Genomic DNA, 19,491 nt, shown 5'->3' with positions numbered 1-19,491 from the left:
ACCGTCCTTCAGGCCGCCAGACCGGCCGCGGCCGGCGATCGGCGGATATAGTCGGCATGGTCGGGCGTCGCCTGCACCGCTTGGGCCACCGCCCCGCGCAACGCCGCCGCGCGCGCGGCGATCGTCGCATCGTCCTGCGCCAGCACGCGCGGGTCATATCCCTTCGGCATCAGCCTCTGCCCCAGCATCACCGCCACCCAACTGGGCGGCAGGAACAATCCGAACTGATAGGGTACGACATAGCCACGCGTCAGCCACGCATCGATCTTCGCCTGCAAACTGTCGGGCAGGGTCAACGCGCGGAAATGCCGCCACATCTCGCTGTCCTCGCGCTCGGTCGCGACATAGTGCAGCAACAGGAAGTCGCGCACCCGTTCGAAATGCAGGGCCATCCGCCGGTTATATTCATCGATATCGGCCGGGTCGAACGCTCGCGTCGGAAACAGCGCCAGCAACTCGGTAATGCCGTCCTGGATCAGGTGGATCGACGTCGATTCGAGCGGTTCGAGGAATCCGCTGGCCAGCCCGATCGCGACGACGTTGCGTTTCCAGAAGTCGCGCCGCCGCCCGGTCGTGAAGCGCAACCGTCGCGGCTCGGCCTGCATCGGCGCGTCGAGATTGGCGAGCAACTGCGCCTGCGCATCGTCGTCGGAGATGAAGCTGCTGCAATAGACATGACCGTTGCCGACACGGTGCTGCAACGGGATCCGCCACTGCCAGCCCGCCGTCCGCGCCGTCGCGCGGGTATAGGGGCCGAGCGGGCCACGACTGTCGGTCGGCACGGCCACTGCGCGGTTGCACGGCAGCCAGTTGCTCCAGTCGTCATAGCCGGACCGTAGCGCCCCTTCGATCAACAGCCCGCGAAAGCCCGAACAGTCGACGAACAGGTCCGCGTCCAGCACCCGCCCGTCCGCCAGCGTCACGTCGCGGACATGCCCGCGCTCGCCATCCAGTGCGACGTCGACCACCTTGCCCTCGACCCGCTCGACGCCCCGCGCCTCGGCATAGCGGCGCAGGAAGCGGGCATAGAGTGAGGCATCGAACTGATAGGCATAGCCGAAGCTTGATTCGACCTGCCGCACGTCGCTGCCCGGATGGCGGAAGCGGTTGTTCTCGGCGGCGATCACCGGAAAGGAATATTCGTCGAGCCGGGTCGTATCACCCTGCTCACGCAGCCGCAGCCACTGGTGATAAAAGGGGATGCCGTCGTCGGTCGGGCCGTAATTGCCGAACGGGTGGATATAACGGTCGCCGATTCGGCCCCAGTCGCAAAACTCGATGCCCAGCTTGTAGGTCGCCTCGGTCGCCCGCATCAGGTCCGATTCGGCGATTCCCAGCGTCGCGTTGAACGCCCTGATATGCGGCAACGTCGCTTCGCCGACCCCGACCGTCCCGATTTCGTCCGATTCGATCAGCTGCACCCGGACGCCCAAACCGTGCAACCTGTTCGCAAGCGCAGCGGCGGTCATCCATCCGGCGGTACCGCCGCCGACGATGCAAACCCGTTCGATATCCGATGCAACAGTCATGCGATATCCGGCCCATTACCAGCGCATTTCGTCACGGAACCGCCCTCTCCGACCATTTGGTTCGCACTGCACAAGAACAGCGACGACCATATTCCTAACACGTTGCAATGCAGCAATAATTACATACGTAATGTTACTTGCGTTACCAGTCAAAGCGCCGCGCCCGGACAATTGTCAACGATGTCGGCTAAATATGTTACCGCTATCTTGTCGGGCTAAATCGGATCAGTTATGCCCCTCTTCGTTGCCGCACCATTGCTAGCCGTATCGTATCGATAAACGAAAAACGAGCAGTAAGGATCGAGCACAGGGGACACCGGGCGGCATGCACGACATGCCGCTACAGGGAGGGGATAGATTGATGAAGATGCAGGTACTCGCGTATCCGTCGCGCTCGGCCAAGCGGTTGCTCATGGCCACTTCGGCACTGACCTTGGCAATGACGCCCGCGCTCGCCAGTGCTCAGACCGCGATCACTCCCCCGGACGAGAAAGTGCCGACGCCGCTCGCCAACGCGCAGGATGCGACGCCGGAGGGTGAAATCGTCGTTACCGGCATTCGCGCCGCGCTCGAATCGGCCAAGGAAATCAAGCGCCGGTCGTCGACCTTCGTCGACTCGATCACGGCATCGGACATCGCGACGCTTCCCGATCTGTCGGTCGCCGAAGCGATCGGCCGTATTCCGGGCGTCACCATCTCGCGCTTCCCGACCGGCGGCGCCAGCCCCGACTTCCCCTCACCCGAAGGGCGCGGCAACCTGGTCCGTGGCCTCGGTTTCGTCCGTTCGGAATTCAACGGTCGCGACGCCTTCTCGGCCAATGGCGGCCGCGCGCTCGACTTTTCCAGCATCCCGCCCGAACTCGTCGGCGGCGTCGACGTCTACAAGAACCAGAGCGCCGACCTGATCGAAGGCGGCATCGGCGGCCTCATCAACTTGCGCACGCTCGAACCGTTCGACAGCAAGAAAGATCTGTTCGTCATCTCGGTCGACACGACCTATTCCGATCTTCGCAAGAACTGGTCGCCACAGGGCAGCATTACGGCCGGCAAGCGCTTCAATACCGGCATCGGCGAATTCGGCATTCTCGGGTCCTATTCGCGCTCGCGCCTCGACTCGCGGATCAATGGCTGGCAGCAGAGCCAGCCAATCCCTCGCGTGCTGGATGCGAACGGCAACGTCCCGGAAATCAGCAACCTGAATGACGATCCGCGTCCGAACGAATTCATCGGCGTCGATCCGTCGCGCATCATCGGCATCACACCGGGTTTCCAGCTCCGCACCAACGACGTCGATCGCGAACGCATCAGCTATTACGGGGCGCTGCAGTGGCGGACCGACAGCCTGCAGGCGACGTTCAAATACATTCGCGCGGAAAACAAGATCAACAGCACCGAGCGCACGCTCGAATGGTTCCCCGATCATAATGGTGGCGTGAACATCGGCGTCAGCAATATCGCGCGGAACAACAACTGGGGTTCTAATGGCCTGCCGATGTGCAGCGGCCCCGGCGGTCGTCCGGTCGCTCCCGGCGATTGCGAAACCCTGTATCCGACGCGGGGCGGTCTGATGGAATCGGGCCTCGTCACCAGCAACCAGGATTCGTGGACCGGTGCGCGTGGTCGTGACATCGGCATGCTCGGCATCGGCAAGATCGAAGAAGCGACGACCGAAGATTTCAGCCTCAACGTGAAGTGGAACGCCACCGATCGGCTGTTCATCGTACTCGATGGACAATACACCAAGGCTGACGCTCGCCAGCGTCAGATTTGGGGTGGCATGAACAGCTACTTCAACTATTCGATCAAGCAGGATCTCGACCATCCGCGTGTCGAATTCTTCATTGATCCCACGCATCGCTTCAACCCGAGCAACACCCGTTTCACCGGCGACCGCGATCCGGTCACCAACGCCGCCGGTGTTGTGACTTCGCCCGGCGTGTACATTCCGACGCCGACCAGTTCGGGCGACTTCAACGGCGCCAACTTCCAGTTCGCGGCGGATCAGTTCCAGAACGGTACCGGCGACCTGTACGCGCTACGCAGCGACCTTAGCTACGACGTGTCGGGTGGTGACGGTCTGGCCGGCTGGTTCGACAGCGTGAAGTTCGGCGCCCGCTTTGCCGAGCGCAGCCAGGTCAATTCGGAAATGGCGCTGAACTGGGGCGCGATCGCACCGGCATGGGCTGGCGGCTATGGCATTGCCGGCACGTTCCAGAACCCCAATCAGGGCTTCGAAGCGGTCAGCTTCAAGAACTTCTTCCGCGGCGACGGCGTCGTTCAGGGCAGCAACACCGACTTCGTGTTCGTCAATGGCAACTTGCTCAACAACTACGGTGCATTCCGTAACTATATCTCGAGCGAACCGCAGTTGGCGACATTGGGCAGCTGGGTTCCGCGCGGCACCAATGACGGATCGCGCTTCGGGCAGGCAATCTATCGTCCCGAAGACACGTCGGACATTACCGAGCGGACCAAGAACGCCTATGTCCGCGTCGATTTCAAACATGATTTCGACGGTGGCATGTCGATAGACGGTAACGTCGGCGTTCGTTATGTTCGGACCGAACTGCAATCGTCCGGTTTCCAGGCATTCCGCCCGTTCAATCCCGACCTGCCGTCGTGTAGCCCGACCGGCGGCCCGAACCAGACCGGCTGCCAATATACGTTCGACCCGACGACCGGCCGTCGTCTTCGCACCGACGATGCCGAGAGCCGCGACGACATTCGCGACTTTGCGCCGCAGGCCGCCGCCTATGCATCGCAAGCCCCGATCCCGACCTCCTACAGTCTGGTCGACGAGCGGTGGCTGCCGTCGTTCAACATGAAGTTCAACCTGAACCGGGAAATGCTGTTCCGCTTCGGCTACAGCAAGGGGCTGACCCGGCCGAGTGTGCAGGATCTGCGCGCTTCGCAGGAATTCGTCGTCACCACCCAACGCACCTCGTTCCAGCAAATTACCGATCGGAACGATCCGCTGTTCGGCGTAGACCGCGGTGCGCAGGAGATTTCGGCGAGCGAAGTCCGGGTCAGCCGCGGCAATCCGTTCCTGAAGCCGACCACTGCCGACAACTTCGATCTGTCCTATGAATGGTATTTCAAGGGCGGTTATCTGTCGATCGCGGGGTTCTACAAGAAGCTGTCGAACATCATCACCAACGGCGATCAGCCCTTGGGTACACTGGCCCCCGGCGATCAGTTGCAGGGAACGGTGACGTTGGACGGACGGACGCTCAACATCATTTACAACGGCGCGGTCAACCAAGCCAAAGCCACGGTGAAGGGTGTCGAGGTCGGCTATCAGCAATTCTTCGACTTCCTGCCCGGACCGCTCAAGCATTTCGGCATACAGGCCAACTATACCTTCATCGACGCGACCACAACGCCGCCGGGCAACGCGGTCGACGCCGATGGCGATGGCAACCCGGACGATCTGACCGCCGTGTTCCGTTGGGGCGTCAGCGATCTGCTGGGCCAGTCCAAGCATATCGCCAACGCGGTCGCGATCTATCAGGACAAGGTGGTCGAAGCGCGACTCGCCTATAACTGGCGCTCGTCCTACCTGCTGACCTATCGCGACTATGTGACGGGCAATCCGATCTATGCCGAGGACGCCGGCTTCCTCGACGCGTCGCTGAAGTTCAACATCGGCAACCTGCAGCTGCGCGGATCGATCGCCAACATTCTAGATACGAAGAGCAAGGCGTACGGCATCATCGACGCCGATGGCCAGCGGTACGACCGGTTCAGCTTCCTCAACGATCGCCGCATCGTGATCGGCGCACTGTTCCGCATCTGACGCGAAACGTTGGAAACAAATCGGGGGAGGTGCCGCCGGCACCTCCCCCCTTTTTTGTCTTCCGAAGATCGACCGGTTATTCGTCCAGCCCGCTGAACCCACCGCCGGCATAGTCGCTGAACTTGGTGATCTGCGGCTCGAACTTCAGCGTCACCTTGCCCGTGGCACCATGACGCTGCTTGGCGATGATCAGCTCGGCCAGACCATAGACACGTTCCATATCCATCGCCCATTTCGCATGGTCCTCGAACACCTTCGCATCGTCGCCGTCGCGCGGGCGTTTCGGCTCCTTGGCCGCGACATAATAGTCTTCGCGGTACACGAACCACACCATGTCGGCGTCCTGCTCGATCGATCCCGATTCGCGAAGATCGGACAGCTGCGGGCGCTTGTCTTCGCGCTGTTCGACGGCACGCGACAGCTGCGACAGCGCCATCACCGGGACACCGATATCCTTGGCCAGCGTCTTCAATCCGCGCGAAATCTCCGAGATTTCCTGCACGCGGTTGTCGCTGCCCTTGCCCGAGCCTTGCAAGAGCTGGAGATAGTCAACCACGACCAGCCCCAGTTCGCCGTCCAGCTTGCGTTGCAGACGCCGGACGCGGGTGTGCAGGCCGGAAATCGTCAGGCCGGCGGTGTCGTCGATATAGAGCGGCAACTGCTCCAGATCGGCGGCGGCGTTGGCGAGGCGGGTGAAATCTTCCTTGCGGATCTTACCCATGCGCAGCGCTTCGGAACTGATTTCCGCCTGCTCGGCCATGATGCGCGTCGCCAGCTGATCGGCGGACATTTCAAGGCTGAAGAACGCGACCTTCGCGCCGACCGACTTGCCCTTTTCCATCCCCGCGCGCTGGTCGTCCATATAACGTTGCGCGGCGTTGAAGGCGATGTTGGTGGCGAGCGACGTCTTCCCCATGCCCGGACGTCCGGCGAGGATGATGAGATCGCTGTGATGCATGCCGCCGATCCGGCCGTTGACCGACGCGAGGCCGGTGGTGACGCCCGACAGCCCGCCGCCCGAATTCATCGCGCGTTCGGCCATGCGCACCGCCATCGTCGTCGCCTGCGCGAACGACTTGACCGCGTTGGTCGTGTTCCCTTCCGCCGCGACCTTGAACAGCGCTTCCTCGGCCGCCTCGATCTGCTTCTTGGGATCGACTTCGGTCGAGGTATCGGTAGCGTTTTCGACCAGCGTGCGGCCCACGGTGATCAGCGCGCGCAACTGGGCAAGGTCGTAGATCTGCTGCGCGAACTGCCGCGCACCGATCAGGCTGGCATTGCTGCCGGTGATCTCGACCAGATATTGCGTGCCGCCCCGCGCCGCCAGCAATTCGTCATTGTCGAACATCGGCCGCAGCGTCACCGGACTGGCGATCATGCCTGTGCGGCGGACATCGCGAATCCGTTCGAAGATGCGCGCATGGGCGGGATCGTAGAAATGTTCGATATCCAGCCGTTCGACCATGTCGTCGGCCAGCCCGTTGTCGATCAGCATCGCGCCCAACAGCGCCGCCTCCGCATCGACATTGTGGGGCACGCGCGGTGGTTGCGGGGGGGTGCCCCCGCCGATGCTGTGAACAGTAGCCATCGCCCCTTGTCCCAGACCTCGGCCTTACGCTCAACCGCTTGACAGCGCATTTTGCGGTGGACGCCGGCAGATGAAGCGGCGACAGGAGGCCATGGCCGATCCCCGGATCATCGACGTGACCCTCGACGAGCGCACCATTTTGTGGCGCAGCGCCGATATCGAGCAGGAACGGCGGATCGCGATCTACGACTTGCTGGAGGCGAATCACTTCGCCCCCGCTCGCGTCACCGCCGACAACTATGCCGGTCCGTACCGCATCGCATTGTCGGTGCCCGAGGGGCGACTCGCCATCGACATCGCGCGCGAGGACGGCAGCCTGATCGAAACGCTGGTGCTCGGCATGGCCCGCCTGCGCCGCCCGATCCGCGACTATTTCGCGATCTGCGACAGCTATTACAAAGCCATCCGGCAGGCGACCCCGCACGAGATCGAGACGATCGACATGGCGCGACGCGGTATCCACAACGAAGCGGCCGAAGCGCTGCGCGAGCGGCTGGACGGCAAGGTCGAGATCGACTTCGACACCGCACGCCGCCTCTTCACCCTGATCTGCGTGCTGCATATCAAGGCGTGATGCGGTTCAAGTTGATTCTCGTCGCGCTGGCGGTGCTGGCGCTCGCGTCGTTGTTCGTGTGGCAATGGTCGTTCGGCTGGACGCCTGAACGCGCCCGGTTTCCGGTGCAGGGCCTGACGGTATCGGCCGACGACGGTCCGATCGACTGGCTGACCATCCGCGCCCGCGGCGCCGACTTCGCCTATGTCACGGCATCGCAGGGGACCAGACGCGATGCGGCGTTCGAGACGAACTGGAACGGAGCGCATGTCATCGGGCTGCGACACGGTGCGCTCCACGCCTTTTCGCTGTGCGAGCCGACCGCCGATCAGGTCACGGCCTATCTGACCACCGTACCGCGCGCGACCGATGCCCTGCCCGCCACGCTGGCGCTCGATTTTTCGCCCGACTGCACCGCCCGTCCGACGCGCGCGCAGGTGATGAGCGCCATCCGCGGGTTCCTGGGACCGGCCGAATATCATGACGGCCGGCCGATGATACTGCGCATCTCGCCCGCGTTCGAGCAGGAATATCGGGTCAGCGCCGCGATCGTCCGGCCGCTCTGGGCACAGCGGCGCTTCTTCGAACCCGATTATCTGGCGCGGCCGTGGCGGATGTGGCAGGCGAACCCGGCGCGGCGCATCGATGGCGTCGCCCGTCCCGTCGCGTGGAGTGTAGCCGCCCAATGACCGATCCCGCCACCCTGATCGACGCCGCACGCGCCGCCGCCGCCCATGCCCACGCACCCTATTCGCGCTTTGCGGTCGGCGCGGCGCTGTTGATGGAAGACGGTTCGATCGTCACCGGCACCAACTTCGAAAACGCCAGCTATGGTCTGTCGCTCTGCGCCGAAACCGTCGCCACCGCGACCGCCAGCGGGGCAGGCAAGCTCGAACAGATCGTCGCGGTCGGCATCGTCGGCGGGCGGATGGGCGAAGCGGACACCGATCCGATCCGCCCGTGCGGCCGGTGTCGGCAGGTGCTGAACGAAGCGGCGCAGATGGGCGGGCGGGATCTGGCGGTCCATTGTTCGGGCCTCGGCGGAGGCGACATAGAGACGCATCGGCTGTCGGACCTGTTGCCGCATGCATTTGGCCCGGGCAATCTGGGCATTGGGGGAAAGCAATGACGATCCTGTCGGACCACTGGATTCGCGAACAGGCGCTGGCGACGGGGATGATCGAACCCTTCGTCGAATCGCAGCGGCGCGAGGGGTGCATCAGCTACGGCCTGTCGTCCTATGGCTATGACGCGCGGGTGTCGGACGAATTCAAGATCTTCACCAACGTCGACTCCGCCGTCGTCGATCCGAAGGATTTCGCGCAGAACAGCTTCGTCGACCGCAAGACCGACGTGTGCATCATCCCGCCCAACAGCTTCGCGCTGGCGCGCACGGTCGAATATTTCCGGGTGCCGCGCGACGTGCTGGTGATCTGCCTCGGCAAATCGACCTATGCGCGCTGCGGCATCATCGTCAACGTGACGCCGCTGGAGCCCGAATGGGAGGGGCATGTCACGCTGGAATTTTCGAACACGACGCCGCTGCCCGCCAAGATCTACGCCAATGAAGGCGCCTGCCAGTTCCTGTTCCTGAAGGGCGATCAGCCCTGCGGCACCAGCTATGCCGACCGCGCCGGCAAATATATGGGCCAGCGCGGCGTTACCCTGCCGCGGCTGTGACGATGATCGGACGCAACTGGACCCGGCGCAGCGCGGTGGTGCGCATGTCGGCGCTCCTGCCGATTCTGGCGCTGTTCGCCCCGAAGCTCCCGCTGCCATTCGCTTTCGGTATCGGCGGCGCGCTGATCCTCTGGATGGCGTTTGTCTGCGCGCGGGTTGCGATCAACGATCACCGGGCGGCGTCGGAAATCGCTCCGTTCCGCCCCGCGCGGCGGTCGCGATAGGGCGGACGCGGCGGAGCGACCTTCTCCGGCTGCTCCCATGGATGGCGTCCACCCTGTCGGACCGTCGTCACCCGCCCGCTTGCCAGCGATATCGCGATGCCGCCGGTACGGGTGAGCGTCGTCCGGTCCAGTTTCAGCCAGCGCGGTGTGCACGCGGGCGGCAGGCGGCGGTCGCTGACGACGATGTCGGCGCGACGACACGCGGCGACCAGTTCGGCCCACGGCACCGCATAGCCGCTGCGCGTCGCGACGATCGTCCAGCGTCGATCGCCCGCCTGTCGGGTAGCGATGCACAGGTCGGCGCTGCATTTCACCCCCGGCTGTTCGGACAGCGGCGGCAGGTCGTCCTCGACCCCGCCGCCTTCGCCTAGGGTCGAGCGGACATAATCGCCCGCCCGGTCGCGCAGGATCGCCATGCCGCCATCGGGCGTCGCCAACGCCATATGCCGCCCGTCGCCCGTCACCAGCAGGTCGGGCGCAGGTGTCGCCAATGCCCACAGCGCGCCGATCGCCAGCGGCACCATCCCCCAACGCCGCATTGATGTCCGCCACAGCGCGATCCACAGCCCGCCGACGACCATCAGCGCGAACGCTCCGTCGGGCATCGCCCGCAATGCCGCGACCGATCCCGGCGCCGACGCGACCGTCCGCGCGATCCATAACAGCAATGCCAGCGACCGCTCGACCGCCCACCATGCCGGCGCGCCCAGCCCGACCGGATCGAGCGCCAGTGCCAGTGCCTCCAACGGCATCGTGACGAAGGTCGTCAGCGGAATGGCGACGATGTTGGCGAGCGCGCCGTACAGTCCGGCCTTGTGAAAATGATACAGGCCGATCGGCATCAACGCCGCCTCGACCACCACCCCGGTCAGCAGCAGCGACGCCAACCCGCGCGCGAACCTTTGCCAGTGCGCCTCGTCGCGTTTCAGGAACCAGCGCCGGACGCGGGGATGTTCGTGCAGCGCGACGATCGCGGTAACGGCGGCGAAACTCAACTGGAAGCTTGGCCCCGCCAGCGACTCCGGCAGCACCAGCAGGACCAGCAGCGCGCCCGTCGCGATCAGCCGCAGCGTAACCGCCTCGCGCCCCAGCGACAGCGCCGCCAGCACCAGCAGCGCGGCGATACATGACCGCACCGTCGGTACGTCTGCCCCCGACAGCCATGTATAGGCGACCGCCGTCATCGCCCCTGCCCCCGCTGCCACGACCGGCAGCCGAACCCTGAGTGCGAGCGGCGGGAACAGCGCGAGCAGCTTCAGCACCAGCGTCATCGTCCCGACGACGACCGCCGTGACGTGCAAGCCGCTGATCGACAACAGATGCGCCAGTCCCGATCGCCGCATCGCCTCGGCATCGGCTTCGGCGATCGCTCCCCGGTCGCCGGTCACGAATGCGGCGGCGATCCCGCCTTCGCTGCCGCGTACCCGCCCGACGATATGCGCGGTCAGCGCCGCGCGCAGTCCGGCATTGCCCGGATCGCCGGGTGCGATCACCCGCACCGGCGCAAAGCCGCGCCCGGTGGCGCCGATCCCCTGAAACCATGCGGTACGCGCAAAGTCATACGCCCCCGGCAACGCGGCGGAGGGCGGCGGCATCAGACGCGCGCGCAGGGCGATGGTCGCGCCGGGGGAGAGATCGGTCGGAAAGTCTCCTTGGGCGACGTTCACGCGGATACGCGGCGGCAATCCTCCCCTCCTTGGAAGGGAGGGGTTGGGGGTGGATTGACCCGCGAGAGACCGGGACGCTGCGCCAAGCGGAACCCGACCCACCCCCAACCCCTTCCTGTCAGGGAGGGGAGTTGTTGCGATCGGCGCTAACGTCAGCCGTACCAGTTCCCGTGCCGGCAACGGCTCGACCCGCTCCACCCGCGCCGCGAACGCCGCCACCACCGGTCGGGCAAGCACCGGTGCCGCAATCCGCTCCGCCCGCCACCAGATCAGCGCACAGCCGAGCATCGCCAGCAGTCCGGCGATCGTGATCGCCCGCGCCGTCCGGGTACCCCATGGCAGCACCGTCCCGCCCAGCGCCATTGCCAGCCCCGCGAACAGCACCGCGCCCCATGCCGCCGGCCCCGGCAACATGAACCATGCCGCGATCCCCGCCCCCAGCGCGACGGGCATCCACAGCGGCAATTGCCCCCGCTCCGCCTCCGCCCGACGTTCCAGCGCGGCAAGGAACCGAGCCGGGGCGCGCGTGGTTTGAAGCGTGCGGGGTGCCATGCTAGGGGCGGTCGCGGCTGAGCTGGCCATATCTGTTCCACCCGATTTCTGGGAGCATCCGCGCTTGGGCGCAACTACTTCCGCGACGCCTGTCGTCACCCGTTTCGCGCCGTCGCCGACCGGCTTTCTCCACATCGGCGGTGCGCGCACTGCGTTGTTCAACTGGCTCTATGCCCGTCGCCATGGCGGTCGTTTCCTGTTGCGGATCGAGGATACCGATCGCGTGCGCTCGACCCAGCCGGCGATCGATGCGATCCTCGAAGGCATGCGCTGGCTCGGCCTCGATTGGGACGGCGATGCGGTGTTCCAGTTCGCCCGCGCCGATCGCCATGCGGCGGTTGCCAATCAATTGCTCGACGCCGGCCATGCCTATCGCTGCTATGCGACGCCGGAGGAACTGACCGCGCTGCGCGAGGAACAACGCGCCGCCGGAAAGCCGATCCGCTATGACGGCCGCTGGCGCGACCGCGCGCCCGGGGACGCGCCGGAAGGCGCGCCGTTCGTCGTCCGGCTGAAGGCACCGAAGGAAGGGTCGGTCACCATCCCCGATCAGGTGCAGGGCGACGTCACCGTCGCCAATGCCGAACTCGACGATTTCGTGCTGCTGCGTTCGGACGGTACGCCGACCTATATGCTCGCGGTCGTCGTCGACGATCACGACATGGGCGTGACGCACGTCATTCGCGGCGACGATCATTTGAACAACGCCTTCCGCCAATTGGCGCTGGTCCGCGCAATGGACACGGTCGAGGGTGGCTGGCCCGATCCGGTCTATGCCCATGTCCCGCTGATCCACGGCGCGGACGGTGCCAAGCTGTCGAAGCGGCATGGTGCACTCGGCGTAGAGGCCTATCGCGACGAACTGGGCGTGTTGCCCGAAGCGCTCAACAACTATCTGTTGCGGCTCGGCTGGGGCCATGGCGATGAGGAAATCATCAGCCGCGAACGGGCGACCGAAGTGTTTGACCTGGGCGGCGTCGGCCGTTCGCCGTCCCGTTTTGATACGAAGAAGCTGCTGAACCTCAACGGCCACTATATCCGCGAGTCCGACGACACGCGCCTGACCGCACTGGTCGCCGAACGGCTGCCGGACGGGATCGACCGCGATCTGTTGCAGCGCGCCATGCCGGTGCTGAAGGTCCGCGCCGCCGACATCAACGAACTGGCCGCCAACGCCGCCTTCTTCTTCAAGTCGCGCCCCTTGGCGATGGACGACGGCGCCACCACGTTGCTGACGCCCGAAGCTCGTGCGATTTTGTCGCAGTTGCACGCCAAGCTTGACGCACTCGCAGCATGGGATACGGAGACGATCGAAGCTGCGGTACGCGAAGTGGCGGAGGCAGCGGCGTTGAAGCTGGGTGCCGCCGCGCAACCGCTTCGCGCCGCGCTGACGGGTTCGCGCACCTCACCGGGGATTTTCGACGTGCTTGCCCTGCTGGGTCGCGACGAAAGCCTTGGCCGCATCGAAGATCAGATGGCCAAACCGGCCGCATAACCTAACAGGAGACGCCAGATGGCCGATAACGCTAAACTGCAGGTCGCGGGCAAGGACGTCGAATTTCCGGTTCGTTCGGGCACGATCGGCCCGGACGTCGTCGACATCCGCAAACTGTATGCGCAGACCGGCGCCTTCACCTACGATCCCGGCTTCACGTCGACCGCCAGCTGCGATTCGGCGCTGACCTATATCGACGGTGACGAAGGCGTGCTGCTGCATCGCGGCTATCCGATCGGGCAGCTCGCCGAACAGTCGTCGTTCATGGAGGTCGCCTATCTGCTGCTGAACGGCGAACTGCCGTCGGGCGACGACCTCGGCAACTTCACCAACACCATCACCCGCCACACGATGCTGCACGAACAGCTCGCGACCTTCTATCGCGGCTTCCGTCGCGACGCGCACCCGATGGCGATCATGTGCGGCGTCGTCGGCGCGCTGTCGGCCTTCTACCACGATTCGACCGACATTACCGATCCGACGCAGCGGACGATCGCGTCGCACCGGCTGATTGCCAAGATGCCGACGATCGCGGCGATGGCGTACAAGTACAGCGTCGGGCAGCCGTTCCAGTATCCCGACAATTCGCTCAGCTATACCGGCAACTTCCTGAAGATGACGTTCGGCGTGCCGGCCGAGAAGTATGAAGTGAACCCGGTCGTCGAAAAGGCGCTGGACCGTATCTTCATCCTCCATGCCGACCACGAACAGAACGCATCGACCTCGACCGTGCGTCTTGCCGGTTCGTCGGGCGCGAACCCGTTCGCGTGCATGGCCGCCGGCATCGCCTGCCTGTGGGGTCCGGCGCATGGCGGCGCCAACGAAGCCGCGCTCAACATGCTGCGCGAAATCGGCACGCCCGAGCGCATCCCGGAATATATCGCCCGTGCCAAGAACAAGGACGATCCGTTCCGCCTGATGGGCTTCGGCCACCGCGTGTACAAGAATTACGACCCGCGCGCGACCGTGATGCAGAAGACGGTGCGCGAAGTGTTCGAATCGCTCGGCGTTAACGATCCGGTCTTCGAAACCGCGCTGCGGCTGGAAGAACTGGCGCTGTCGGACGATTACTTCATCGAAAAGAAGCTGTTCCCGAACGTCGACTTCTATTCTGGCGTCATCCTGTCGGCGATCGGCTTCCCGACCACCATGTTCACCGCGCTGTTCGCGCTCGCCCGCACCGTCGGCTGGGTCGCGCAGTGGAACGAGATGATCTCGGACCCCGAACAGAAGATCGGCCGTCCGCGCCAGCTCTATACCGGCCCCGCCCAGCGCGATTACGTGCCGGTGGGTCAGCGCTGAGATGCGCGTCGTCCGGCGGGTGCTGACGATCGTCGGTGCGATCCTCGCGTTCGTCGGACTATTCTGGCTGGGTCAGGGGATGGGCATCATCCGCTGGCCCGCCAGTTCGTTCATGATCGACCAGTATCTCTGGGTCGTGACCGGATCGGTGACCGCCGCGCTCGGCCTGTTGCTGGTCCTGATTGCACGGCGCCTGCCGCGACGCTGAGTCGCCCGCGACTCCACAGCGCCTTTTTGTCGGATCGATCGCCGGCATAAAAATTTGCGCGGACGACGTTTTCCCGCGAACGCACCCGCATTGCCGCCATGCGGCAAGTTACGGGCAACGCTATCTTTCCGGCTTTCGCATCGATCCGGACGTTACCGATTGATTAACGCCGAAACATCCGGAACGGCTCCGTACTTAAATCGATCTTAATCCCCCTCTGCCAGAGAAGTCGGCAGCTCTATTGGGGGCAAGATCGAATGAATTCCGCTTTTTGTGTACCTGCCAACTTGTCGATGGCCAATATTGGCGCCGTCGTCGACGAATTGCGCGTTGTTCCGCCCGACGGGGACCTCGTCCTCGACGTTGCCGATCTGGCCACCCCGGACCTTAGCGTCCTGCAACTGATCGAAAGCCTGCGCGCGCAGGCCCGGATGCATGGCGGCACCGTCCGCCTCGCCGCACCCGCCAACGACACCCTCGCCGCCCTGCTGCGCCGTGCCGGCTTTGCCGACGCGATGCCGGCCGACGACCATGATTTCTGGTTCCACGGAGTACCCCTGCAATGACCGCTTCCATCCTCGCCGTCGACGATTCCGCCAGCCTGCGCATGGCGATCCGCATCGCGCTCACCGGTGCCGGCTATACCGTGACCGAAGCCGGTGACGGCGTCGAAGGGCTGTCGAAGGCGACCGCGACCAAGTTCGACATGATCGTCACCGACCTGAACATGCCCAACATGGACGGGCTGTCGATGATCCGCGAACTGCGCAAGCAGCCGGCGCAGGCGGGTGTCCCGATCATCTTCCTGACCACCGAATCCGATCCGGAGATGAAGAACCAGGCGAAGGCCGCCGGCGCCACCGGCTGGCTGGTCAAGCCGTTCGTCCCGGATCAGCTGGTGAAGGTCGCGCGCAAGGTACTCGGCCGGTGATGGCCGACGATCCGATCGCCGCCTTCCGCGTGGAGGCGGGCGAGGTACTCGATCAGGTCGAGCAGGCGCTGCTCGACCTCGGACACCGGCTGGACGATGCCGATCTCGTCAACGCGGTCTTCCGTGGCCTGCACACGCTGAAGGGCTCGGGCGCGATGTTCGGCTTCGACGCGCTGGCCGGCTTCACCCATCACTGCGAATCGGCGTTCGACCGCGTGCGCAAGGGTCAGGTGCCGGCCACCGCCGGCCTGGTCTCGGTCATTCTGTCGGCGCAGGATCATATGCGCGCGCTGGTCGAGGGGGATGCCCCGGCCGCCGATGGCGACGCCATCCTCGCGCGTCTGCAACAGGCGATCGACGAAGCATCGGGCCCCGCCCCCGCCGCCGCCAACGCGAAGGCGCCAGCCCGCAGCGGCTGGCAGATCGCCTTCCGCCTGCCGGCCGATGCGATGGCCAACGGCACCAACCCGCTGATGCTGCTCGACGAGCTGCGCGAGCTGGGCGACTGCACCGTCGTCGCGCGGACCGACATGGTGCCGCCGCTCGCCGATCTGGTTCCGACCGAATGCCATATCGGCTGGGACGTGACGCTGGTCGGCGACATCAAGCGCGACGATATCGAGGATGTCTTCATCTTCGTGATGGACGACATGGAATTGTCGATCGAGCCACTCGGCCTCGACGATGCGGACGCCGCCGTCGACGACATCGTGGCCGACGAAGCCCCGAGTGCCGAAGAGACCGTCGCCGCCGCCCCGGTCGCGACCGCATCGACCGCCGACAGCCCCGCCGCCCGCTCGACCGCCAAGGCCGAGGAGAGCGTGCGCGTTCCCGCCGGGCGGCTCGACGCGCTGATGGACCGCGTCGGCGAACTGGTCATCGCCCAAAGCCGCCTGTCGCAATGCGCGCATCGCGGCAACGATCTGGTGCTGCGTTCGGTGTCGGAAGAGATCGAGCGGCTGGCCGGCGAACTGCGCGACACGATGATGGTGATGCGCATGGTCCCGGTCGGCTCGCTGTTCGCGCGCTTCCGCCGCCTGATCCACGACCTGTCGCGCGACACCGGCAAGACGATCGAGTTCGAAACCGCCGGTGAAGCGACCGAGGTCGACAAGACCGTCATCGAACGCCTGTTCGACCCGATGGTCCACCTGATCCGCAACAGCTGCGACCACGGCCTCGAAACGCCCGAGGACCGCATCGCCGCCGGCAAGCCCGCCGCCGGTTCGGTCAAGCTCGCCGCGCATCAGGCGGGGGGCGAGGTCGTCATCACCATCCGCGACGACGGCCGCGGCATCAACCGTGCCAGGGTCCGCGCGAAGGCGGAGGCGAACGGCCTGATCCAGCCCGACCAGGCGCTTACCGATTCCGAACTGCTCCAGATGATCTTCGCGCCCGGTTTCTCGACCGCCGCGACTGTCACCAACCTGTCGGGCCGCGGTGTCGGCATGGACGTGGTGAAGCGCACGATCGAGGGCCTGCGCGGATCGATCGATGTCCAGTCTACCGAGGGCGAGGGATCGCTGATCGCGCTGCGCATTCCGCTGACGCTGGCGATCATCGACGGTCTGCTCGTGCGCGTCGGGACCGGCCGCTACGTCATTCCGCTGACCGCGGTCGAGGAATGTATCGAACTCTCGCTCGAGGACGATATGCGGCATCGCGGCCGCAGCCTCATCACGCTGCGCGAAAAGCTGGTCCCGTTCCTCCGGCTGCGCGAACTGTTCGCGACGGACACCCGGCCCGATCCGTTCCAAAAGATCGTGGTCGTCGCCACGCCGCAGGGGCGCGTCGGGCTGGTCGTCGACCAGATCATCGGCAACCATCAGACCGTCATCAAGCCGATGTCGGCGCTGCATCAGGGTGCCACGACCTTTGCCGGTGCGACGATCCTCGGCGATGGCGAGGTCGCGCTGATCCTCGACATCGCCCAGTTGATCGCGCTGGGCCAACCGCATGAGGAGACGCTGCGTGCAGCCGGATAACGTGCAACCGACCACCGTCGCATGGAACCAGGACGATCGGCTCGAAGTCCTCGTCTTCGACCTGGGCGGACAGAGCTTCGCGCTGGAAGCGGTGCTGGTCCGCGAAATCCTCGACATGATGCCCGAAACGCGCGTGCCCGGCGCACCGCCGCTGGTCAGCCATGTCGTCAATTTCCGGGGGCGGATCATCCCGCTGGCCAATCTCCACCTCGCCTTCGGCATGGAGGTCGCCGCGATGACGCCCGACAGCCGCATCGTCGTGATCGAGATCGATCTGGACGGTCAGCCGACCATGATCGGCCTGCGTACCGACAAGGTGCACGAGGTCGCGACCTTCGACGCGGCCTCCAGCGAAGCCGCGCCCGTCGTCGGCATGCGCTGGCGCCGCGACCATGTCCGCGCGCTCGTCCGGCATGGCGACGACATCGTGGTGCTGCCCGATCTCGAAGCAGTTTTCCTGTTCATCGCGCAGGGCAAGACAGCTGGCGCAGCTATCCATTAAAATCTTTTGGGAGGTTTACGAATGCGTCCTACTATCAAGCTGAAACTGGGCGTGACCTTTGCCCTTCTCATCGGGCTGCTGATCGCTGTCGTAGGGGTCGGCATCAGCCGCTCGAGCGCATTGAGCGACGCGACTCGCGCAGTGATCGGCGTTCAGGCTGCGCAACTCGACCTTGCTTTGTCGATCGATGCCGACTCCGGACGCGTCGTCCGCAACGAAAAGAACATGGCAGCCACCACCGATCCCGTCGAAAAGAAGAAATTCGACGATCGCATGATCGAGATGCGCAACAGCGTCGATCAGAAGATCGCGCTGGGCGTGTCAAGGGCCACCGAACGGGGCAAGCCGATCTGGGCCGAAATCCTCCCGCGCTGGACCGCGTACAAGGCGATCAACGAACGGATCCGCCTGCTGGCCCTCGCCAACCGGAACGACGAGGCAATGAAACTGTCGATGGGCGAAGCTCGGACCGTCGTCATGGGCATGTCCGAACAAATCACCAAACTCGTCGAACTGCAGCGCTTGCGGATGCGAGAGGCCGATGCCGACACTTCCGCACTGTACGCGTCCGCTCGAAACACGTTGCTGATTGCGGCAGCCTGCGCACTGCTGATCGCCATCGCAGGAGCCGTCTACATCTCGCGTCTGGTTTCCAGTGGCCTCAAGCGCGTCGCGGTTGCGATCGACGCAGTCGCAGTCGGCGACCTGGACCAGGAGGTGAAGGTCACGACCAACGACGAGATCAAGGACCTCGTCGATACCGTCAACCGCATGACGCTCGCGCTGCGCCAATCGGCGGCGCTGGCCGACAAGATTGCGCAGGGCGACCTGACCGTCGATCACACCCCGTTGTCGGACAAGGACAAGCTGGGTCACGCTTTGGTGTCGATGGTCGAGCGGCTGCGCAGCGTCGTGGGCGATGCGTCGGGCGCGGCGGACAATGTCGCTGCCGGCAGCCAGGAACTCTCCGCCTCGTCGGAACAGGTGAGCCAGGGTGCTACCGAGCAGGCCGCTGCAGCCGAGGAAGCCTCGGCTTCGATGGAACAGATGGCCGCCAATATCAAGCAGAACGCCGACAATGCCGCCCAGACCGAAAAGATCGCCCGCCATTCGGCGAAGGAAGCCGAAGCCAGCGGTGTCGCTGTCGATCGCGCCGTAGGTGCGATGCGGACGATCGCCGAGAAGATCGGAATCGTTCAGGAAATTGCTCGGCAGACCGATCTCCTGGCGTTGAACGCCGCGGTGGAGGCAGCACGCGCCGGCGAACATGGTCGCGGCTTCGCAGTCGTGGCTTCGGAAGTGCGCAAGCTGGCCGAACGCAGCCAGACCGCAGCCGCCGAGATCAGCGCAGTGTCGGGCGACACGGTGCAGGCCGCCGCGCAGGCCGGCGAGATGCTGACGAAGCTGGTGCCCGACATCCGTCGGACCGCCGAACTGGTGTCCGAAATCAGCGCCGCGTGCCGCGAACAGGATATCGGT

Annotated in this window: 16 protein-coding genes; 13 read left to right on the top strand and 3 right to left on the bottom strand. The window is 64.9% G+C overall.

The window, feature by feature from the left end; genetic code table 11:
- Positions 1 to 8: 8 nt before the first annotated feature.
- A complete protein-coding gene (locus tag ASE59_RS00270; RefSeq protein WP_056450663.1) occupies positions 9 to 1,529 on the bottom strand; it encodes a tryptophan halogenase family protein in 1,521 nt (506 codons plus the stop codon).
- 361 nt (positions 1,530 to 1,890) lie between these two features.
- Here ASE59_RS00270 and ASE59_RS00265 point away from each other — a divergent pair, with 361 nt between their 5' ends.
- Positions 1,891 to 5,325 (top strand): TonB-dependent receptor, encoded by a 3,435-nt coding sequence (locus ASE59_RS00265; RefSeq protein WP_056450660.1) that lies wholly within the window; start codon positions 1,891 to 1,893, stop codon positions 5,323 to 5,325.
- 76 nt (positions 5,326 to 5,401) lie between these two features.
- On the opposite strand, the gene ASE59_RS00260 is transcribed toward ASE59_RS00265, so the two are convergent.
- Positions 5,402 to 6,913: a replicative DNA helicase gene (locus ASE59_RS00260; RefSeq protein WP_056450650.1), complete on the bottom strand. Its 1,512-nt coding sequence runs from the start codon at positions 6,911 to 6,913 to the stop codon at positions 5,402 to 5,404.
- 91 nt (positions 6,914 to 7,004) lie between these two features.
- Between ASE59_RS00260 and ASE59_RS00255 the strand changes: the two genes are divergently transcribed.
- The 4 genes from ASE59_RS00255 to dcd are packed head-to-tail and all read left to right on the top strand — an operon-like array spanning position 7,005 to position 9,146.
- Positions 7,005 to 7,487 carry a UPF0262 family protein gene (locus ASE59_RS00255; RefSeq protein ID WP_056452556.1) on the top strand — a complete coding sequence of 161 codons (483 nt, stop codon included), beginning with the start codon at positions 7,005 to 7,007 and terminating at the stop codon, positions 7,485 to 7,487.
- Entirely contained in the window at positions 7,487 to 8,155 is a 669-nt protein-coding gene (locus ASE59_RS00250) for a GH25 family lysozyme (RefSeq protein WP_056450648.1), read from the top strand. The genes ASE59_RS00255 and ASE59_RS00250 overlap by 1 nt, the downstream gene beginning before the upstream one ends.
- On the top strand, positions 8,152 to 8,595 hold the full coding sequence (locus ASE59_RS00245) for a cytidine deaminase (protein ID WP_056450643.1): 444 nt from the start codon (positions 8,152 to 8,154) through the stop codon (positions 8,593 to 8,595). Before ASE59_RS00250 ends, ASE59_RS00245 begins: the two co-directional genes overlap by 4 nt.
- Positions 8,592 to 9,146 (top strand): dCTP deaminase, encoded by a 555-nt coding sequence (dcd, locus tag ASE59_RS00240; protein ID WP_056450640.1) that lies wholly within the window; start codon positions 8,592 to 8,594, stop codon positions 9,144 to 9,146. Before ASE59_RS00245 ends, dcd begins: the two co-directional genes overlap by 4 nt.
- A gap of 169 nt (positions 9,147 to 9,315) precedes the next feature.
- On the opposite strand, the gene ASE59_RS00230 is transcribed toward dcd, so the two are convergent.
- On the bottom strand, positions 9,316 to 11,589 hold the full coding sequence (locus ASE59_RS00230) for a ComEC/Rec2 family competence protein (RefSeq protein ID WP_082457982.1): 2,274 nt from the start codon (positions 11,587 to 11,589) through the stop codon (positions 9,316 to 9,318).
- Positions 11,590 to 11,653: 64 nt separating this feature from the next.
- Here ASE59_RS00230 and gltX point away from each other — a divergent pair, with 64 nt between their 5' ends.
- The 8 genes from gltX to ASE59_RS00190 all read left to right on the top strand — a co-directional run.
- A complete protein-coding gene (gene gltX / locus ASE59_RS00225) occupies positions 11,654 to 13,084 on the top strand; it encodes a glutamate--tRNA ligase (protein WP_056450631.1) in 1,431 nt (476 codons plus the stop codon).
- Between the two features lie 18 nt (positions 13,085 to 13,102).
- The gene (locus ASE59_RS00220) at positions 13,103 to 14,386 is read left to right on the top strand and encodes a citrate synthase (RefSeq protein WP_056450629.1); all 1,284 of its coding nucleotides are present in this window, start codon (positions 13,103 to 13,105) and stop codon (positions 14,384 to 14,386) included.
- A 1-nt stretch (position 14,387) separates the two neighbouring features.
- On the top strand, positions 14,388 to 14,594 hold the full coding sequence (locus ASE59_RS00215) for a hypothetical protein (RefSeq protein ID WP_056450627.1): 207 nt from the start codon (positions 14,388 to 14,390) through the stop codon (positions 14,592 to 14,594).
- Positions 14,595 to 14,887: 293 nt separating this feature from the next.
- Positions 14,888 to 15,160, top strand: a complete 273-nt coding sequence (locus tag ASE59_RS00210; RefSeq protein WP_056450625.1) for an STAS domain-containing protein — start codon at positions 14,888 to 14,890, stop codon at positions 15,158 to 15,160.
- Positions 15,157 to 15,525, top strand: coding sequence for a response regulator (locus ASE59_RS00205; RefSeq protein ID WP_056450622.1), 369 nt, complete (start codon positions 15,157 to 15,159; stop codon positions 15,523 to 15,525). The genes ASE59_RS00210 and ASE59_RS00205 overlap by 4 nt, the downstream gene beginning before the upstream one ends.
- Entirely contained in the window at positions 15,522 to 17,510 is a 1,989-nt protein-coding gene (locus ASE59_RS00200) for a chemotaxis protein CheA (protein WP_056450620.1), read from the top strand. Before ASE59_RS00205 ends, ASE59_RS00200 begins: the two co-directional genes overlap by 4 nt.
- Positions 17,497 to 18,012: a chemotaxis protein CheW gene (locus ASE59_RS00195; protein ID WP_056450617.1), complete on the top strand. Its 516-nt coding sequence runs from the start codon at positions 17,497 to 17,499 to the stop codon at positions 18,010 to 18,012. Before ASE59_RS00200 ends, ASE59_RS00195 begins: the two co-directional genes overlap by 14 nt.
- A gap of 21 nt (positions 18,013 to 18,033) precedes the next feature.
- A partial coding sequence (locus ASE59_RS00190) for a methyl-accepting chemotaxis protein (RefSeq protein WP_235515585.1) occupies positions 18,034 to 19,491 on the top strand: 1,458 nt, incomplete at its 3' end.

This window comes from Sphingomonas sp. Leaf10 (assembly GCF_001421245.1).
Classification (GTDB): domain Bacteria; phylum Pseudomonadota; class Alphaproteobacteria; order Sphingomonadales; family Sphingomonadaceae; genus Sphingomonas.
The sequence above is the reverse complement of the archived record's forward strand: the minus strand, read 5'-3'. Positions and strand labels throughout refer to the sequence as shown.

Bases quoted from the DNA above. Each gene is read 5' to 3' on its own strand.
- ASE59_RS00255 (WP_056452556.1), top strand. From the start codon at position 7,005: ATGGCCGATCCCCGGATCATCGACGTGACCCTCGACGAGCGCACCATT.
- ASE59_RS00250 (WP_056450648.1), top strand. From the start codon at position 7,487: ATGCGGTTCAAGTTGATTCTCGTCGCGCTGGCGGTGCTGGCGCTCGCG.
- dcd (WP_056450640.1), top strand. From the start codon at position 8,592: ATGACGATCCTGTCGGACCACTGGATTCGCGAACAGGCGCTGGCGACG.
- ASE59_RS00215 (WP_056450627.1), top strand. From the start codon at position 14,388: ATGCGCGTCGTCCGGCGGGTGCTGACGATCGTCGGTGCGATCCTCGCG.
- ASE59_RS00260 (WP_056450650.1), bottom strand. From the start codon at position 6,913: ATGGCTACTGTTCACAGCATCGGCGGGGGCACCCCCCCGCAACCACCG.
- ASE59_RS00265 (WP_056450660.1), top strand. From the start codon at position 1,891: ATGAAGATGCAGGTACTCGCGTATCCGTCGCGCTCGGCCAAGCGGTTG.
- ASE59_RS00205 (WP_056450622.1), top strand. From the start codon at position 15,157: ATGACCGCTTCCATCCTCGCCGTCGACGATTCCGCCAGCCTGCGCATG.
- ASE59_RS00245 (WP_056450643.1), top strand. From the start codon at position 8,152: ATGACCGATCCCGCCACCCTGATCGACGCCGCACGCGCCGCCGCCGCC.
- ASE59_RS00220 (WP_056450629.1), top strand. From the start codon at position 13,103: ATGGCCGATAACGCTAAACTGCAGGTCGCGGGCAAGGACGTCGAATTT.
- ASE59_RS00270 (WP_056450663.1), bottom strand. From the start codon at position 1,529: ATGACTGTTGCATCGGATATCGAACGGGTTTGCATCGTCGGCGGCGGT.
- ASE59_RS00230 (WP_082457982.1), bottom strand. From the start codon at position 11,589: ATGGCACCCCGCACGCTTCAAACCACGCGCGCCCCGGCTCGGTTCCTT.
- ASE59_RS00210 (WP_056450625.1), top strand. From the start codon at position 14,888: ATGGCCAATATTGGCGCCGTCGTCGACGAATTGCGCGTTGTTCCGCCC.